General features: G+C 39.8%; 13 protein-coding genes. 6 read left to right on the top strand and 7 right to left on the bottom strand.

Features of this window, described 5'->3' with window-relative positions:
- The first annotated feature begins 77 nt into the window (after window positions 1–77).
- Window positions 78–2018 (top strand): methyl-accepting chemotaxis protein, encoded by a 1941-nt coding sequence (locus AC27JR_RS04310; RefSeq protein ID WP_487172885.1) that lies wholly within the window; start codon window positions 78–80, stop codon window positions 2016–2018.
- Window positions 2019–2082: 64 nt separating this feature from the next.
- Window positions 2083–2556, top strand: coding sequence for a redoxin family protein (locus AC27JR_RS04305; protein WP_487172884.1), 474 nt, complete (start codon window positions 2083–2085; stop codon window positions 2554–2556).
- 72 nt (window positions 2557–2628) lie between these two features.
- Here the strand turns inward: AC27JR_RS04305 and AC27JR_RS04300 are convergent, their stop codons facing one another.
- Complete coding sequence (locus AC27JR_RS04300; protein ID WP_487172883.1) at window positions 2629–4761, bottom strand: S8 family peptidase; 2133 nt, start codon at window positions 4759–4761, stop codon at window positions 2629–2631.
- A gap of 307 nt (window positions 4762–5068) precedes the next feature.
- Between AC27JR_RS04300 and AC27JR_RS04295 the strand changes: the two genes are divergently transcribed.
- Complete coding sequence (locus AC27JR_RS04295; protein WP_487172882.1) at window positions 5069–6253, top strand: BaiN/RdsA family NAD(P)/FAD-dependent oxidoreductase; 1185 nt, start codon at window positions 5069–5071, stop codon at window positions 6251–6253.
- A gap of 61 nt (window positions 6254–6314) precedes the next feature.
- Here the strand turns inward: AC27JR_RS04295 and AC27JR_RS04290 are convergent, their stop codons facing one another.
- The 5 genes from AC27JR_RS04290 to coaBC all read right to left on the bottom strand — a co-directional run bounded on the left by AC27JR_RS04290 (window position 6315) and on the right by coaBC (window position 12509).
- Window positions 6315–6482, bottom strand: coding sequence for a Fic family protein (locus AC27JR_RS04290; protein WP_487172956.1), 168 nt, complete (start codon window positions 6480–6482; stop codon window positions 6315–6317).
- A gap of 53 nt (window positions 6483–6535) precedes the next feature.
- On the bottom strand, window positions 6536–7198 hold the full coding sequence (locus AC27JR_RS04285) for a Fic family protein (RefSeq protein WP_487172881.1): 663 nt from the start codon (window positions 7196–7198) through the stop codon (window positions 6536–6538).
- Between the two features lie 212 nt (window positions 7199–7410).
- Window positions 7411–10158: a S9 family peptidase gene (locus tag AC27JR_RS04280; protein WP_487172880.1), complete on the bottom strand. Its 2748-nt coding sequence runs from the start codon at window positions 10156–10158 to the stop codon at window positions 7411–7413.
- 345 nt (window positions 10159–10503) lie between these two features.
- Window positions 10504–11091 carry a nucleoid occlusion factor SlmA gene (slmA, locus tag AC27JR_RS04275; protein ID WP_008113236.1) on the bottom strand — a complete coding sequence of 196 codons (588 nt, stop codon included), beginning with the start codon at window positions 11089–11091 and terminating at the stop codon, window positions 10504–10506.
- Window positions 11092–11315: 224 nt separating this feature from the next.
- Window positions 11316–12509 (bottom strand): bifunctional phosphopantothenoylcysteine decarboxylase/phosphopantothenate--cysteine ligase CoaBC, encoded by a 1194-nt coding sequence (coaBC, locus tag AC27JR_RS04270; RefSeq protein ID WP_487172879.1) that lies wholly within the window; start codon window positions 12507–12509, stop codon window positions 11316–11318.
- 141 nt (window positions 12510–12650) lie between these two features.
- On the opposite strand from coaBC, the gene radC reads away from it, so the two are divergent.
- The 3 genes from radC to rpmG all read left to right on the top strand — a co-directional run bounded on the left by radC (window position 12651) and on the right by rpmG (window position 14003).
- Window positions 12651–13325, top strand: coding sequence for a RadC family protein (gene radC, locus AC27JR_RS04265; RefSeq protein ID WP_008464109.1), 675 nt, complete (start codon window positions 12651–12653; stop codon window positions 13323–13325).
- Between the two features lie 274 nt (window positions 13326–13599).
- Window positions 13600–13836 carry a 50S ribosomal protein L28 gene (rpmB, locus tag AC27JR_RS04260; protein WP_008464111.1) on the top strand — a complete coding sequence of 79 codons (237 nt, stop codon included), beginning with the start codon at window positions 13600–13602 and terminating at the stop codon, window positions 13834–13836.
- 11 nt (window positions 13837–13847) lie between these two features.
- Window positions 13848–14003: a 50S ribosomal protein L33 gene (gene rpmG, locus AC27JR_RS04255; protein WP_004587947.1), complete on the top strand. Its 156-nt coding sequence runs from the start codon at window positions 13848–13850 to the stop codon at window positions 14001–14003.
- Window positions 14004–14456: 453 nt separating this feature from the next.
- On the opposite strand, the gene AC27JR_RS04250 is transcribed toward rpmG, so the two are convergent.
- Window positions 14457–16472, bottom strand: a complete 2016-nt coding sequence (locus AC27JR_RS04250; protein WP_487172878.1) for a methyl-accepting chemotaxis protein — start codon at window positions 16470–16472, stop codon at window positions 14457–14459.
- Window positions 16473–16753: the final 281 nt, after the last annotated feature.

Below are 16753 nucleotides of genomic sequence, written 5' to 3'. Positions count from 1 at the left end.
ATTCTTATTACTCTTATTACATAAAAATGTCATAAAAACTCAATACCCTATGCGCATGTCAGTTTTGAGATATGTTTATGCGTGTATCATTTTTTACCCGTTTATTAGCCATTTTACTAACGTTAGCAAGTATCCTTCTAGCTGCGACTTTATTGTGGGCAAGCCATACATTACTAAAACTCCAACAACAAGATAGCGCATATAGCCAATTAAAAAATAGCATAATGGTTGAGCTGGCCGATCATTTGGAGAGTTACTTAGTACAAGGTAATAGCCAATATTTAATAAAATCATCAACTTTGATTGAGCAGCTTAAAGCGCAACAGTTAACAGCACTGCCTCCTGAGTTAGAAGCTCGTCTATCAGCACAATTAATTTCATTAAATACAGATATTAATGGTAAATACAGAGCACTTGGAAAACTCTCTGGTAATGAAACGGCGCTGTTAGATAACGCACTGAGACAAATGGCGGGCTCAGCCTCTTCACTTATTAATTATGCGCAAAAAGCATCAACGCAAACCAGCAACGCCCTTAGCTATAATAAATTAGCGAGTGATTATTACAGTGAAGTGGTTAATTTATCTTTATCGACCTATCAATTAATAAATGATTACCAAGCGGAGGTAGAGAAAAGTCTGCATCAAAGTATTAAAAACCTAAATTTATTGGCTGTCGAAATTGAACAGTTACCTAACTTAGCGGTAATGACTGAGGTTGATGAATTTGCTTTATTTGTAGATGAGGGACCGGAAGATTTGGCAGCTGAAATAAAAGCAGAGTTGGTGAGTTGGCCTAAACGCTATCTGCGCGATTTAAGTAGTACTTTATCGCAAGCAAAACAGCGTCGTTTAGGAACAAATGAATTACGAAAACAAATTAGCTTACTATCAAAAACAGTGATTGAAGCAGAGCAAACATTAAAAGCGCAGCAAGATACCGTGAAACAACAAGTTTTTTGGGTATTTGGAATAGCGATAGGTGGATTAGTAATATTAGCTTTTGGTGTTTATTGGGGGCAACGTAAACAGGTTTTACAGCCTTTGCGACAGCTGCGAGATGGATTTGCATTCTTAATCGAAAGCAATGAGTTAAAAAAAATTACAGTAAACAACCCTCAAACAGAGGTGGGTGAAATAGCGCAGTATTTTAACCAGTTAATTGAGCGCCAGCGCCTAGAAGCTCAAGAGAAGGCAAATATGCTCAATGTAGTCAGCCAGTTCATGCAGCAAATGAGTGAGCATTTACACACGATTGGCCAAAAAAGTAATGCGAGTTATCAGCAGGTAAATCACAATGAAGAGCTGCTTCTTAATATTCAGCAACTTGGCGAGCAGGTAAATCATATTAATGCTGTTGCAGCTGAAAATGCTCAAAGTACCTATGAAGCAATGCAGCAAAGTGTTGGTTTTGCTAAAAATATGCTTAATGCCAGTTCAGATACACAGCAGCGTATTGAGCAGGGAATGCATAGTGTTCAGGAGTTATTGAGCGGGGTGCAAGGAGTAAGTAATATTATTACCGTTATACGTACCATCGCTGAGCAAACAAACTTACTCGCGCTCAATGCTGCGATTGAATCAGCAAGAGCCGGTGAGCAAGGTCGGGGTTTTGCCGTGGTTGCTGATGAGGTAAGGCAATTAGCTATGCAAACTCAAGGTTCGTTAAAAGAGATTAATGATCAATTGGCGTTATTAAGTGAAAACTCTCAAGAAGTCTATAAACAAATCAATGCATTAACTGAGGATGCACAGTTACAAACAGCAAATGCTCAAGAGCTTAAAGCAAACTCTGAAGGAGTTGCAGATAATGCGCAGCAGGCTAATAAAGTTGCGGTAGATGCAATGGAATTGGCTAAACAACAAAGTGAGTTGCTTCATGGTTTTACTCTATCAATGCATGATATGAAAAGCCAAGTAAGTGAGTCGAGTGAATTAGTTGCTGATATAGGCTCGCAGTTAGAGTTGCAAATGATATCTATTAAAGAAGGTTTAGGTTTAGGTAACAACAGCGATTAATCGAAGACGAATTAAACATTAATCTGTATGCTAAAAGACTACGTAATTACCCTAAGGAATTAATATGATAGAGCAAGGTCAGACAATACCTGCAGTAAATTTATCTCAGCTTACTGATGAAGGTATGCAAACACTCACTAATAATGAATTATTTGCAGATAAAAAAGTTGTGCTATTTGCGGTGCCGGGTGCTTTTACACCCACTTGTTCGAATGCTCATTTGCCTGGTTATATCGCGCTAGCTGATAAAATTAAGGCTAAAGGTATTAACGCTATCTATTGTGTATCAGTTAATGATGCATTTGTGATGAAAGCATGGGGTGAGTCACAAAACGCAGAGCATATAGACATGCTTGCAGACGGTGATGCTAGTTTTACTTGTGCCTTAGGGCTTGAAAAAGATACCGCAGGCTTTGGTGGTTTGCGCTCGAAACGTTACGCTATGGTTGTTGACAATGGTGTTGTTAACCAATTATTTGTAGAACAAGACAAAGAATTTGTAATAAGCAGTGCTGAAGCTGTTTTAGCTAAGCTATAACTAAGTTGTTTTAATTATTGAATAAAAAGCCGATACATATGTATCGGCTTTTTTATCTAAGGAGAGAATGGATTATGGCTGGTATTGACCGCTTAGCGTTAAACCAGAGAAGGTTTGATACGCATTAACACTTAAGTGCCATGTGCCTTCTTGAGGATTACTAAACGTACAAGTTTCAGCGTTACCATTTTTATATGGGCGACAATCATAGCTAGAGCTAGTTGGTTGGCTGCCAAACTTTACAAATAAATCTGCATCACCGGTGCCGCCTGATGTTGTTACAGTAAAGTTAGCCATGCCAGCTGGCACATCTAGCGTGTAATGTTTCCATTGACCTGCTGTTGCAGAAACATCACTTACTGTACCGCCACCAGCTTGAGGTGTACCTGAACCACCACCGGTTGAACCACCTGTGATGTTACCAACTAAGCTCACACCAGTGTATGCTGAGTAACCACGTAACATTACATGGTAAGTACCTGCCGTTGGGTTATCGATAGAGCACTCTTCACTGTTACCACCTTTATAAGGACGACAGTCATATGTAGTGGTGGTTGGTTTGCTGCCAGCACGTACATACAAGTCAGCATCCCCTGTACCACCGCTCATAGTGAAAGTAACATTAGTGGCACCGCTTGGGACTGTCATTGTGTAAAAGTCTTGTGCACTTGCTGCACCACTTAATCCCGTTTTCACTTGTCCATCAACAAGCTCATTATCACCGGTTGTTGGCGGTGGCGTGCCACCAGATGCAGCGGCAACAGCGGCTGCAGCATCCACAATACCTGTGCCACAGCTAGTACATGTTGCAGAGAAAGAGCGAGTCGTTGTTTTCAAGATATTTTCAATTTCATCAGGGGTCGCATTTGGTTTAGCTTGCTTGATCAATGCTGCAACACCCGCAACATGAGGTGCAGCCATTGAAGTACCCTGCGAAAAGCCATAGCTGTCGCTTGATGGTGTTGTTGAACCTGAGTTGTAAGTAGATAAAACACCCTCAGAATCATTTGCAAAGCTTTGTGCGCCACCCGGTGCTGCCACATCTATATTACTACCGTAGTTTGAGTAATATGCGCGGCCACCGTTACGACCAACTGATGCAACATTAACAACACCATTACAGTTACCTGGATTGTAGTTTGCAGAATTATCGTTATCGTTACCTGCAGCAATAACAACAACAGTACCGTTGCTACGTGCTGTGTTAATCGCATTTTGAGTTGTTGAGCTACATGCGCCTGCACCACCTAAACTCATGTTTATAACATCAGCAGGGTTAGCATTTGCCGACGTACCCGATACATTACCGCCAGAGGCCCAAATAATGCCATCAGCGATATCAGAAGTTAAACCGCCACATTTACCTAATACACGTACAGGCACTACCTTTGCGTCGTAAGCAACACCAGCAACGCCTTCACCGTTATTGGTTACCGCAGCGACAGTACCTGCCACGTGAGTACCGTGCCAGCTAGAACCTTGTGCACCATTATTACCACACTCACCGGCTGCAACTGCATCCCCCGGATCGCGAGCATCGTTATCACGGCCATTGCCATCATTAGCCACTGATAGATTAGAGATCATATCGTAACCAGGTAGAATATTAGCGTTTAAATCAGCGTGCGGACGATAACCAGTATCAAGAACAGCTACAACCACGCCGCTACCTGTGGCAGTATCCCAAGCTGTTGGTAGATTTAGACCACCGGCTTGCTCATAGTAATGCCATTGATCGCCATAACGAGGATCGTTTGGTGTTGCAAATGGCTTTAACATTTGATCGACTTCAATGTATTCAACATTGCCTGAATTAACCATTTCTTGCATAAACTGTTGTGCTTCTTCAGCATTGAGTTTTTTGTCAGCACGCATTACGTGATGGTTGTTTAATGCCATTGCGCGGATATATTTAGCTTTAACTTTACCTTTTTTTGAGGTGAAGTTTTTTACAAAGCTTTGCGCTTTTTTGTTCATCATTGCAGGCGATGCGTCAGCTGTTGATGTGCTCATCATATCGCTATTATTTTTATATTTGATAATGAACTGAGTTTCAAACCCACCTTGATTTTGCATTTTAGCTGAGGTTTCAGCCATTGAAGGCGCGATTGCTTGTGCTGGATTTGCCATACTTGAGCTGGCAGCAAATAGTGTACTTATTGTTAGCGCAACAGCGCATTTTTTAAATGAATTATTAGAAGTCATAATTACCCTTAGTGTTATTATTATTTGTGGATATCCACAAAGCGGGTACAAAGGTAAATGATCTGTTAACTATTTTGAAATATTAAATACGCATGTACCTATTTCATTTAGTTATAACCGCGTATTCAGTGAGCTTTCAATTGTTTTGTATTTAATTTTTTATTTGTTGCGATCCTAATGTATTAGATTTTTTCGGTGTTTTTTATCATTAATTGGCCTTTGTTGATAAATTAAAAACAATATAACAACTATCTGGTTATTATCGAAACTTTGTTATAATCCACCAAAGTTTTTAAGAGATAACTAAATGACTCACGTTGATATAATTGTGATCGGTGCAGGTGCAGCAGGTTTAATGTGTGCAGCGCAAGCAGGGTATCGCGGCCGAAGCGTTACAGTGCTTGATATGGGTAAAAAGCCAGGACGTAAAATTTTAATTAGTGGCGGCGGGCGTTGTAACTTTACTAACGAAAATGCGAGCCCTAATAACTATTTATGCGCAAATCCTCATTTTGTAAAATCGTGCTTAAGTCGTTATACGCAGCATGACTTTGTAGAGCTTGTAGACCGACATGGTTTGGCGTATCACCATAAAACATTGGGGCAATTATTCTGTGACAATAGCGCACAGGACATTGTTGATATTTTACTTACCGAGTGTGAGTGGGCGGGTGTTACTATTAAACTACGTAACGAAGTGTTAAATGTTGCTAAAACAGCAATGGGTTACAGTGTCACAACTGAGCAAGAAACACTTACTTGTGAGTCGTTAGTCGTTGCATCTGGTGGTTTAACTATGCCTAAGCTTGGTGCTACGCCAATAGGTTATAAAATTGCAGACCAATTTGGTTTAAAGGTATTGCCGACGATGGCTGCTTTAGTTCCCTTTACCTTACATCAACACGATAAAGACCGTTTTGAAGGGCTTTCGGGTATTAGTATTTCTTGTGAAGTTACAAGCGAAGATGGCACTGTATTTAAAGAGAATATTTTATTTACTCATCGCGGCTTATCCGGGCCTGCCATATTACAAATAAGCTCATTTTGGCGAGCAGGTCAGGCGGTAACGATCAATTTACTACCTGAACTCGATTTAAAGCAACAGTTAGCTGACTGGCGAGAAACGCAAGCGCAAAAATCGTTAAAAAATAGTCTCGCGACTATCTTACCTAAGCGCTTTGTTGAAATACTTCATGACAGTAAAGCCATTCCCGATTGCAATATTAATCAACTGACGCATAGCCAAATAGATGCACTCGCGGATTATATTCATGCGTGGCAAATTAAGCCAAATGGTACAGAGGGTTACAGAACCGCAGAGGTGACTTTAGGTGGTGTAGATACCGACGAGCTAAGCTCAAAAACATTTGAGGCTAAAAAAGCTAATGGTTTATATTTTATTGGCGAAGTAACCGATGTAACGGGTTGGCTTGGAGGTTATAATTTTCAATACGCATGGAGTTGTGGATTCGCCGCTGGGCAATACGTGTAAAAAATAGCTCACCACAGCTTATTAAACTTGCCATTTTAGCTCTGAAGTGGCATTTTTATTTCTAATTTTTAAGTCTATATTGCTGCATTTTGCTATTCGGTTTTTCGGGAATGGTCATTTCGATTATGCCTGCCTCAATCGCAGGCTTTAAGTAGCGCTTTCTAAAATGTTTTCGATCTTTTAATCCTAGCTGATTTTGTAGCTCTTGTCGGTTTAACGGCCTTTCGATTTGATTAAATACATTGATTAAAGCGATGACTTGGGGGGCTTGCAGATTTATATCTAAAGTCTCTTCAACTTGAGGGGGGGTTGTGGGGTTTGGTTCTTTGTTATTGATTTTAAATCACTTTTTAAAACGTTTAATGCTGAAAGTAATGTCTCTAACATGTACTCAATAAACACGGATGAGTCACCGATTTTGGTACTTAGGTTAATGCTTTCAACGTATTGTTGGCGTGTTGTCGCGATTAGGTTATGAATGTTTAGCAATGAAAATAGCGTATGCCACTGCGATAATTGCTTAGTTTGCCACACACACGCTAATTCAGTATTACCCTGTGCAAAAGGTTGAATAAACTGTAATTCATAATGACATACTGCGCTACTGATTAAGGGGTGATGCGCGGTTGTATTAAACCACGCAAATAACTCCTCTACCATTTGTGGCACTCGTATTGCCTGTGGTGCCATTTGTGCACCACTTTTTAATGCTAGACTTTGCTGCCTATAACTGCCTGACTTTTCACTTTGATCTTTCATTAAGCTGCGATGTAAGCATAACAAGTTGTCTGGGTTTGATAAGTCAGATGCTGTGAATTGAAACTCAGGGTTTTTCATTTGTACAGAGGTGAGTTTTTGTTGCTTATAGTGCTCAAGGGTTGCTGGTGAATATAAGACACTGATTTTACCTAAAGCTTCACTAATATTTGCAATGCTGTGAGTCATACTGGCTGAAATCGAAAATGGGGGAGTGGTATTGCTCATTTCGTTATAGAGGATAGAGGTTATGTAAATCAGGGCGTTAGAATACGCGAACTAAGCATAAAAGTCAGTTTTAATAGTGATTTAGTATTTATTTAAAATTTCATATAGTCCTTAATTGCTGGTTTTAAATGTTAAACCGACGCCAAATAGCGCCGGTTTAATTATTAGAATAGTTACTCTTCTACAAACGCTTCACCTTCGTTCATCCACTTAGCGGCTGGCTTGCCTTTTAAGTAATGATCAAAGTACTGCATCATGCGTACGGAGAAATCTACCTGATTAGGGAATTGCTTTAAGTGATGCGGTTCACCTTCATATTGTAAAAATGTGGCATCTTTACCCGCACGGCGCAGCGCTAAATAATATTGTACGCCTTCATGCCATGGCACAGCATCATCTTTGTCGCCAAACATAATCAGAATAGGGGTATTTACTTTATCGGCAAAAAAGACTGGCGAGTTTTCAATATAAAGCTCTGGGGCTTCAAATAAGCTTTTACCAATACGGCTTTGCCCTGTTTCATACTGAAATTGGCGAGCAAGCCCTGATTTTAAGCGAATGCCACTGTAAGCGCTGGTCATGTTAGACACTGGCGCACCCGATACCACAGCTTTAAACATATCAGTTTCGGTGATCATAAACGCGCTTTGATAACCCGCCCATGAGTGGCCTTGTAACCCTATTTTATTAGGATCGGCAATGCCTAAATCAATCAGCTTTTGGGTGGCGTTGATCATGGTTTGCGTTGACGACTTACCTGGGTGACCTATTTCAAAGCGAATATCAGGTAAAAAGATGGCGTAGCCATTTGATGTAAACATTGGGAAGTTAGGGCGATGATTTAATTCCATTTTAGGGAAGTCGTACATACGCTGGCTCATATAGCGGTAAAAGTACACCACAACCGGTACTTTATCGCCTTTTTTGTAGCCCGCAGGTTTGATTAATACCCCTTGTAAATCTTCCCCATCAAAGCCTTTATAGCTGATAAGCTCAGGTTCTTGGCCCCAAGCGAAGTTATTAACTTGTGGATTTAAGTTCGTGACCTTTTGTGGCTTATTAAAGCTAAAGTCAGTTTGGTAAATATCAGGGAATTGCTGATAGGTTTGCTCAGTAAATAAGTATTTATCGGCATTTTTGGCTTTTTTAATTACATCAAAGCGTTTATTGCCTGTGAGTACTTTAGTAACGTTAAGCGTTGTTAAATTAAGTTTAGCAACTTCTCTTTGCTTACTTTGTAAGTTAATTGCAGAGAGCAGCAGTGTATCCTTACTGTTAAAGCCCACTTGGCTTTTATCAAGTGTGATCACTCTGTACTGAGTATTACTTTGTTTACCATTAGTTAAGCGTTTGGCTTGCTTGGTATTTACATTAAACGACCAAATATCGTATTTGCTATAAACCAGTATTTCGCTGCTATCGTTAAGCCAGCCAGCAAAGCCATAGCCAGGCTGCTTAGATGGGTAATCGTGTTTGTCATTGGCAAAGGTGGCGTTAACTGCTTTGCTGAGTACGCTCACTTTGTTATTGCTTAAGTTTTTAAGCTGTACTTGGTTATTATCAAAGTAAGCAGCAAACTGACCATTAGGCGCAAGGCTTGGTCTAAATGGGTAGTCGTTAATAATAGGGGTTTGTTTACCCGTTTTTATATCAACAGCAAAGTAGTCAGCAAAAAAACCGCCATACATTACTTTTTCAAGATGAGCTAAATTTGAGTAACCTAATAATGAATCCGGGCGTTCAGTATTAAGTGCGACCTCAGGCATATTTGGTGTGCTTAACTGCACAACTTGTTGCGAGTTTACATGGTATACCGCCGTGTAATGTCGATTTTTATTATTTTCATTCCATTGCTGCTCTTCGCGAGGTTTAATTTGCGCATCGTTGTTGTGCCATACATTTAACCCTTTTTGGTCGCGAATAACCTCAAAGTCATACAGTGACGACTCATCGGTATATTCCTTTTGTTTAACTTTTTCAGCAAGTTTTGGGCGGTTTTCAAAGTACAAGCGTGTACCATCTTCGGCCCACGTTAATGTCGCGGTTTTACCCATTAACCATTCTGGGTTAGGTGACTGCACAGTGGTAAGCGTCTCGTTTTGCCAAAGCGTTAATTCGTACTGGCGGCGGCGCTTATCATCGTTCACATAGTTACCTAAGGTAAATGCAACACTCTTATTGATTGGATGCCAAGCTATTTTGCTGGCAACCACACCCGGCTCATCAATTAATACCGTGCTGGTGAAGTCATCGAGTGAAAACAAAGTAATTTGATTATTGTTACCATCCACATAGCTTTGGCTCACTAATAGCTGATCGCTGGTGGCGCTAATATCATAGGTGAAGGCACTTTCAAGAGTATGGGTGCGCTTATCATTTAAGTTGATGATAACCAGCGGGTAGCTTTTATCTTTTTTGTCAGCAGTGATAGCGCTATCGTTATCGGAGGTTTTATCATCCGCGTCGGTGCTTTCATTTTTGCGATAGGCAAGCCACTTCCCGTTATTAGCAAGTACGTAGTCTTTTACGTCATTAAAACGTTGTTGCTCACCAGTTTGGGTATTCACTAATACTAAATTGTTTTTTAAGTCACTTTTTTTCTTTGTGGTTTCTTTTTCAAGTAGGGTAGGCACTTGAGTGAATGCAACCCAGTTCGCCATTTTGTTAATTGTAGGGCGAGTGCCTCGCTCTACTTCAGCAATAAGCTTGTTATTATTTAGCGAGTAGACTTGCCCTGTGGCATTACCGCGATAAGGGGTTGCACTTAAAGAGAGAATTTGACCATTTTCAGAGAGCTGCGTGCCTTTTGCAGATTTAAAATCAAATACATCTTTAAATTCTAGTGGCTTATTTGCTAAGGCACTGGCGCTCGTTAAGCTCGCAATAAGTGCGCTGCCTATAAGAGTGAGTTGTGTTTTCATTATAGATTCTCGTTTTTTAACATTATTTTATTGTAACGAGTTTTAATAACAATTCGAGTAGATACGATAAGTGGTAGCAGGGCAGAGATGAGAGGTTAAAAATGAATGGTAAAAGGTAAAACTTTCGGGCTACGGGATGCGAGGTGCTATGTATCCGTAAAAAGTTAGGGAAGCGGACGTTTAATTGTGGTTTTTAATTTTTTTACTTTCTGCTCTGTGTTCAAATTTATTTTTAATTCTAATTTATAAAAAGAACACAGAGTTTATGTGGAGTTGGTGATAGGCGAAGGTTAAAGAGTTTAATTTAATAACCTTGCTAGCAAGATTATCATATTACCTAAAACCTTATAACCAAATTTTTTGTAATTCTGGCCATTGTTTTTCAAATTGTTCACTTGGGCGAGCACTAAAATTACTGCGCACAAACTGATTCATTTTACCTTCAACGTAGGCAAGCAGAAAGTTAGCTAGGGTTAACTCATCGCTTTGGAAGTTTTTACCTTCACGTAGCTTACGCTCTCTAAGAATTTGTTTGAATTGGGTTTCTAGCTTTTCAAATAAGCCTTGTACACGTTCGCGAAGTCGTTCCTGCTCACCTTGTAGGGCGTCGCCTGTTAATATACGAGTAATGCCAGGGTTTTTCTCAGCAAATGTTAGCAGCAGTAATAGGGTGTTATATACGCGTGCTTTGCTTTCTTTTTCGTTATCTAAAATAAGATTAATACGTGATAGCAGGGTGTCTTCAATAAATTCAATTAACCCTTCAAACATTCGCGCTTTGCTAGGAAAATGACGATAAAGAGCCGCTTCAGAAACGCCAACTTCTGCGGCAAGTTTGGCTGTTGTAATTCGCTGGCCTGGGCTGGTTTCTAACATTTGTGCGAGTGCTTGCAGTATTTGCTCTTTGCGATTACTTTTTTTTGTCGCAGGCATGAACATTCCTTTTTTAATAGTTATTTTTTCTACATCAATGTGCGATAACACAGCTACCGGCCTAGTGCTGCTACAGGCAGTAACCAGTGAGGCGGTATTTTCACGTGTTACGGTGAAGCTCTGGTACTGCGCAAGCATTAAACTATATTAGCGAGATAAAATTACACTAAAAGGTCACAAGGCGTCATCATGTTAATGTTTTATTCAGTTTGTTTCCAGCCTTTTTATAATCGTTTGGCAAGCTGTTCGATCACTTTGATGGCTATTTCTGTTTTGTTGGTCTCAGGTAAATCGAGTTGTTCATTTTGCCAGTAAAGAGTGAGTGCGTTACGCTCTGAATTAAAGCCCAAATCACTTTGCGATACGTCGTTAGCACAAATCATATCGAGGTTTTTATTGGCTAGTTTCCCTTTAGCGTAATTAGCAACATTTTGCGTTTCTGCTGCAAAGCCGACAGTGTAAGGGCGGCTTTGTGTAAGGTTTGCCACCGCTGCTATAACGTCTGGGTTCTTAACTAAGCTAAGAGTGAGTTCATCACCTTGTTTTTTCATCTTTTGTGTGGCGATATTTGCTGCACGGTAATCGGCTACAGCAGCGCAGCCAATAAAGGCGTCTGATTGAGGGGCGTAATTGAGTGACTCTTGCAATAGTTGCTCAGCACTTTCTATATTAATTAAATTAACCCCTTGCGGTGCGGTAATGGTTACCGGGCCTGAAATTAAGTTAACTTGTGCGCCAAATGATAAAGCAGCTTGTGCTAGTGCATAGCCCATTTTTCCTGAGCTGTGGTTTGATATAAAACGCACCGGATCGAGAGGTTCTCGGGTTGGACCTGCGGTAATAGTAATGGTTTTACCCGCTAAGAGTTGTGGTTGCGCAGGTTCAGTGCATAAACTCACTAATTCATGCGGTTCAAGCATTCGCCCTGCACCTACATCACCACAGGCTTGCTCACCCTTACCAGGTCCCCAAACAGCAACGCCACGCGCCTTTAAAGTGGCTATATTAGCTTGCGTTGCAAGGTGTGCGTACATTTGCTGATTCATTGCCGGCGCTATGGCTACTTTTGCAGGGGTTGCGAGCAATAACGTAGTGAGTAGGTCATCAGCAATGCCTGCGGCCATTTTTGCAATAATATTGCTGGTGGCAGGGGCAACTAAAATTAAATCAGCCCATTTGGCAAATTCAATATGTCCCATTGCAGCTTCTGCTGATGGGTCGAGTAATGAGTCAGACACCATTTCACCACTGACTGCTTGCATCGTTAGCGGGGTAATAAAATGCTTTGCTGATTCAGTCATTACAACTTTAACGTCACAACCATGGTCTTTTAAACGTCTTACGAGTTCGGCACATTTATAGGCTGCAATTCCACCGCTAATTCCCAGCACTATTTTTTTATTTGTTAAATTAATCATGGTTGTTCATCAATTTTATAAAATATGCTGGCTAAAATAACAAATCTTGAGCGTGACAGCTAAGATAAAATGCGTTTTATCGCGCTAATTTTTAATTTTGCATTACAGTTATATGATACTGACCGCTTTCAAGGATGAACGATGCAATTAACCTCTCTGCCTAATTCACTCAGACCGCGAGAAAAGCTGCTAGAAAAAGGCGCAAAGGCACTCTCTGATGCTGAACTATTGGCTATATTTTTACGTACTGGTTTACCCGGTATGAATGCGATAGAGCTGGCACAGCACTTGCTCAATGAAAATAAAACTCTGCATAATTTGTTTAATGCCAGCATAGATGAATTTTGTGCGCAAAAAGGGCTAGGAACAGCTAAATATGTACAGCTACAAGCGGTACTTGAGCTGAGTCAGCGTTATATGCAAGAAGGCTTTGTTCGCGATGCCGTTTTTAATTCCCCTCAAGCTGTATACGACTATTTAACCCTGCAAATGCGAGGGCTGCAGCAGGAGGTGTTTATGGTGTTGTATCTTGATAGCCAAAATCGTTTATTGAAAGATGAAATCTTATTTTATGGTACGATTAACGCAGCCAGTGTGTACCCGCGTGAAGTAGTCAAAGCAGCGTTAAAAAATAATGCGGCAGCGGTTATTTTTTCACATAATCACCCAAGTGGTATTGCAGAACCGAGTCAGGCCGATAAGTTAATTACCAATAAATTATGCCAAGCACTGCAATTAGTCGACATAAATGTGTTGGATCATATTATTATTGGTGGTGAAAATTGTGTTTCGTTTGCTGAACGGGGACTTATTTAAGTTTATCGCTCGCAGATATGTGCTAAAAATGAGCGGTTTAGTGTGTTTTGGCAAATTAGTTTAATTTAAATGCAGTTTTTACTTTCCCTAAGGGCATTCGATCTTTATAATTAGCCGCTATAAAATTTACACATGAGCTGGTTGGATAAGATCAGTATTTGATCTTTGCCTGTAAAAGCTGTATAAAGAGCGCCCTTCGATTTATCTCTAGGGCACAAATACATGGCCTTAGGGGAAAATTAAGCTCGAGCGAAGTTATTGGAGATATATAGACATGTCTAAAGTATGTCAAGTTACAGGTAAGCGTCCAGCGGTTGGTAACCACCGTTCACACGCGAGAAACGCGACTAAACGTCGTTTCCTACCTAACCTACAAACACACCGTTTTTGGGTTGAAAGTGAAAAACGTTTTGTAACATTACGCACTACTACTAAAGGTATGCGTATTATCGATAAAAAAGGCATTGACACGGTTCTTACAGAAATCCGTGCTCGTGGCGAAAAAGTTTAAGGAACTGAATTATGCGCGATAAGATCCGTTTAGTTTCAACTGCTGGTACTGGTTTTTTCTACACTACCGACAAGAACAAGCGTAACATGCCTGAAAAAATGGAAATCAAAAAGTTCGATCCTAAGGCTCGTAAACATGTGATTTTCAAAGAAGCTAAAATCAAGTAATTTAGTTTTCTTTCAGAAATGTAAAAACCCAGCTTATGCTGGGTTTTTTGTTTTTAAATCCACTCTATTAGCCACCGAAAATATACCTACCCTAATAATGTCCATCTAATACCAATTCGCAATAATACTTAATCATTTTACAGGACTAAACGTGTCGCTATCTGCGTTAAAAAATTCTCATTTAGAACAACTAAATAGCAAATTTTTTTCCTTGCTATCAACACGTTTTTTCATCCTCAAAATAGACCACTTAATTAAGCGAATGGGTATAACCAAAGAAAACATAAGGAGTACGGGCATTAAATGACTTTACAGACTAAGCAGTTGAGTGTTGTGTATTTAGAGTGAGATTGTGGGGCGTGTAAGCATACCTAATGAGGAAGTGGGTGTTTTACTATGACTTCACTAGGGTGTGAGCTGTAAGTAGCCCTAGGGCTACTTACAGTGCGATATTTATACTTTAAAGTTCTCTACTGATATTCTTAGTTCTTCGGCTAACTTAGCCACTTCTGAACTTGAAATATTAGTTTGTACAGCACCTTCTGCTGTTTGCTCGGCAATAGCAACAATAGATTCTAAGCGTTCACTGATCTCTTGTGATACTTGTTGTTGCTCTTGTGCTGCTGTTGATATCTCTTCACTGACATTGTGCGCTTGTGATACCGCAAGGGTAATTGAATCCAGCGCACTATTGGCTAAATCACTTTGTTCAACACACGAAACGGCACGTTCTTTACCTTTTTCCATGGCTTTAACTGCTTCTTCAGCGCCAGACTGTAGTGATTCAATCATAGATTGAATTTCTTGGGTCGACTCTTGTGTTTTACTTGCAAGTGATCTTACTTCATCAGCTACCACGGCAAACCCTCTACCGTATTCTCCGGCACGCGCTGCCTCGATGGCCGCATTAAGTGCAAGTAAGTTAGTTTGTTCTGCAATGCCACGAATAACGTCTAAAATACTACCAATTGATGCGCTATCTTTGTGTAGTTTATTAATAACACTTGATGCTTCATCGACTTCGTAAGCGAGTTGTTCAATGGTTGCTTTGTTTTGATTTGAAATGCCTTTAACACGTTCAGCTTCTTTATCGGCATTTTTAATTTCGCTCAGTGCTTGTTGGGCACTGTTACTTACAGTTTGTGAAGTACTGCTCATTTCAGTGGTTGCGGTTGCAGCTTGCTCTACTTGCGCTTGCTGATTACTAATCGCTTTGCTTGATTCACCGGTAATTGTTGAAGTTTGCTCAGAAGCGGCTGCAAGTTGTGTTGAACGTGAAATAATACCGGTAATTAAGCTACGTAAGCTATCAATTAAGGTATTACAGCTTTTCGACAATTCACCAAACTCATCTCTTGCGCTGTCATCTAAGCGTTGAGTCATATCACCACTGGCAACAATATCTAGAATGCGGTTAACTTCAGCTAATGGCTTAGTAATACGGTTAACCGTAATGATGGCTACAAGCACTGCGATGATAGTCGCAATGATCATACCTATCCAAGTCCATAAATTAGCTGAGTTTACATCGCTGCGTACGCCTTCTTGCAAAGTAAATGCAACGCCGCTTGCTTGTAATACTAATTCGTCAATTTGGCTAAGTGCTGTTTTAGTGGCTTTTTCCGATTCTTCTAATTCACGTTCAGTTGTGCTGATTGCATCAATAAGGCGTTTTTTATTCGCTGAAAGGCTATCGTTACCTAAGATATTGCTTTCAAGCGTATCTACGTAGCCTTTTAGGTCGTTAAACAAGCCGCTATGGCTTTGTTCTATCGCGGGTTGTATTAATGCAACAGTACGAACGACTTCTTCAAAATAATACACTTGTTCATTTTTAATAATATCGAGCGTGTTAAGCGTTTTCACAGTTAACATATCGGTGCTGCTGGTAACCACAGACATAAAGTTATTTTCAAGGTTATTAGCTGCTTGGTAAGCACGCGGGTGGTTATCTTCTAAGCCATCAATATCAATAATATCAAGTACCATAGAGTTAGCGTCTTCAGCCGCGAGTTCAACAGTTTCTAATTGAGCTTTGAGCTTTTTATTAAGCACTAACTGAGTGTTTTTGTCTTTCAGCAGACTCTCTATAATGTTTAAAAAACTTAAGTAGGTTTTTTCAACGTCAAGGCTGCTCTTATTTAATTGTGGGTCATCTTTTACTACCTGTTGTAGCTCGCGATGTAACTTATCAAATAATTGTTTTTGTTCTTCTATTTGTGCTTTTATTGGCGCTAGTTCTTGAGCAGATGAAGTGTGAAAACTGGCTTGAGCAGCCTTACTCATCAAAATAAATTCAGCTTGTAATTGAGCGCTCTTGTTTAATGCCGGAAGCGATAGCTGATTAACTTTTTGAGTTGAACGATCTATATTTGCTATTTTTATTAAAGAGTTACCGCCAATAATTAAAAGTAATAAAGTGATAAATATAAAACCACCCCAAATACGTTGACTCACTGTTAGATTCATATGGTTTTCCATTCAAAAATACGTCTATTAAAACTTATCGGCGCTTTCAACAATAAGTTAAGTAATTAAAAATAATTAATTTTTACTGTTAATAGTTAGTTGCTAAATTTACCGTGAAACTACATCACACACTAAGCATACATAATTCAACTATTCGACTATGAATATAAAATAATACAAGGCAATTCTCCTCATCCTTAATTAGATTAAGGGAGTGTTGCTATTTTTTACACTTAGTTGTGAATGGTTTGTAATTATGCAATTTAACATGCACTCTTAAA

The sequence above is a fragment of the Pseudoalteromonas sp. NH0006-26 genome (genome assembly GCF_057552415.1).
This window is presented reverse-complemented; position numbering and strand designations above follow the sequence as displayed.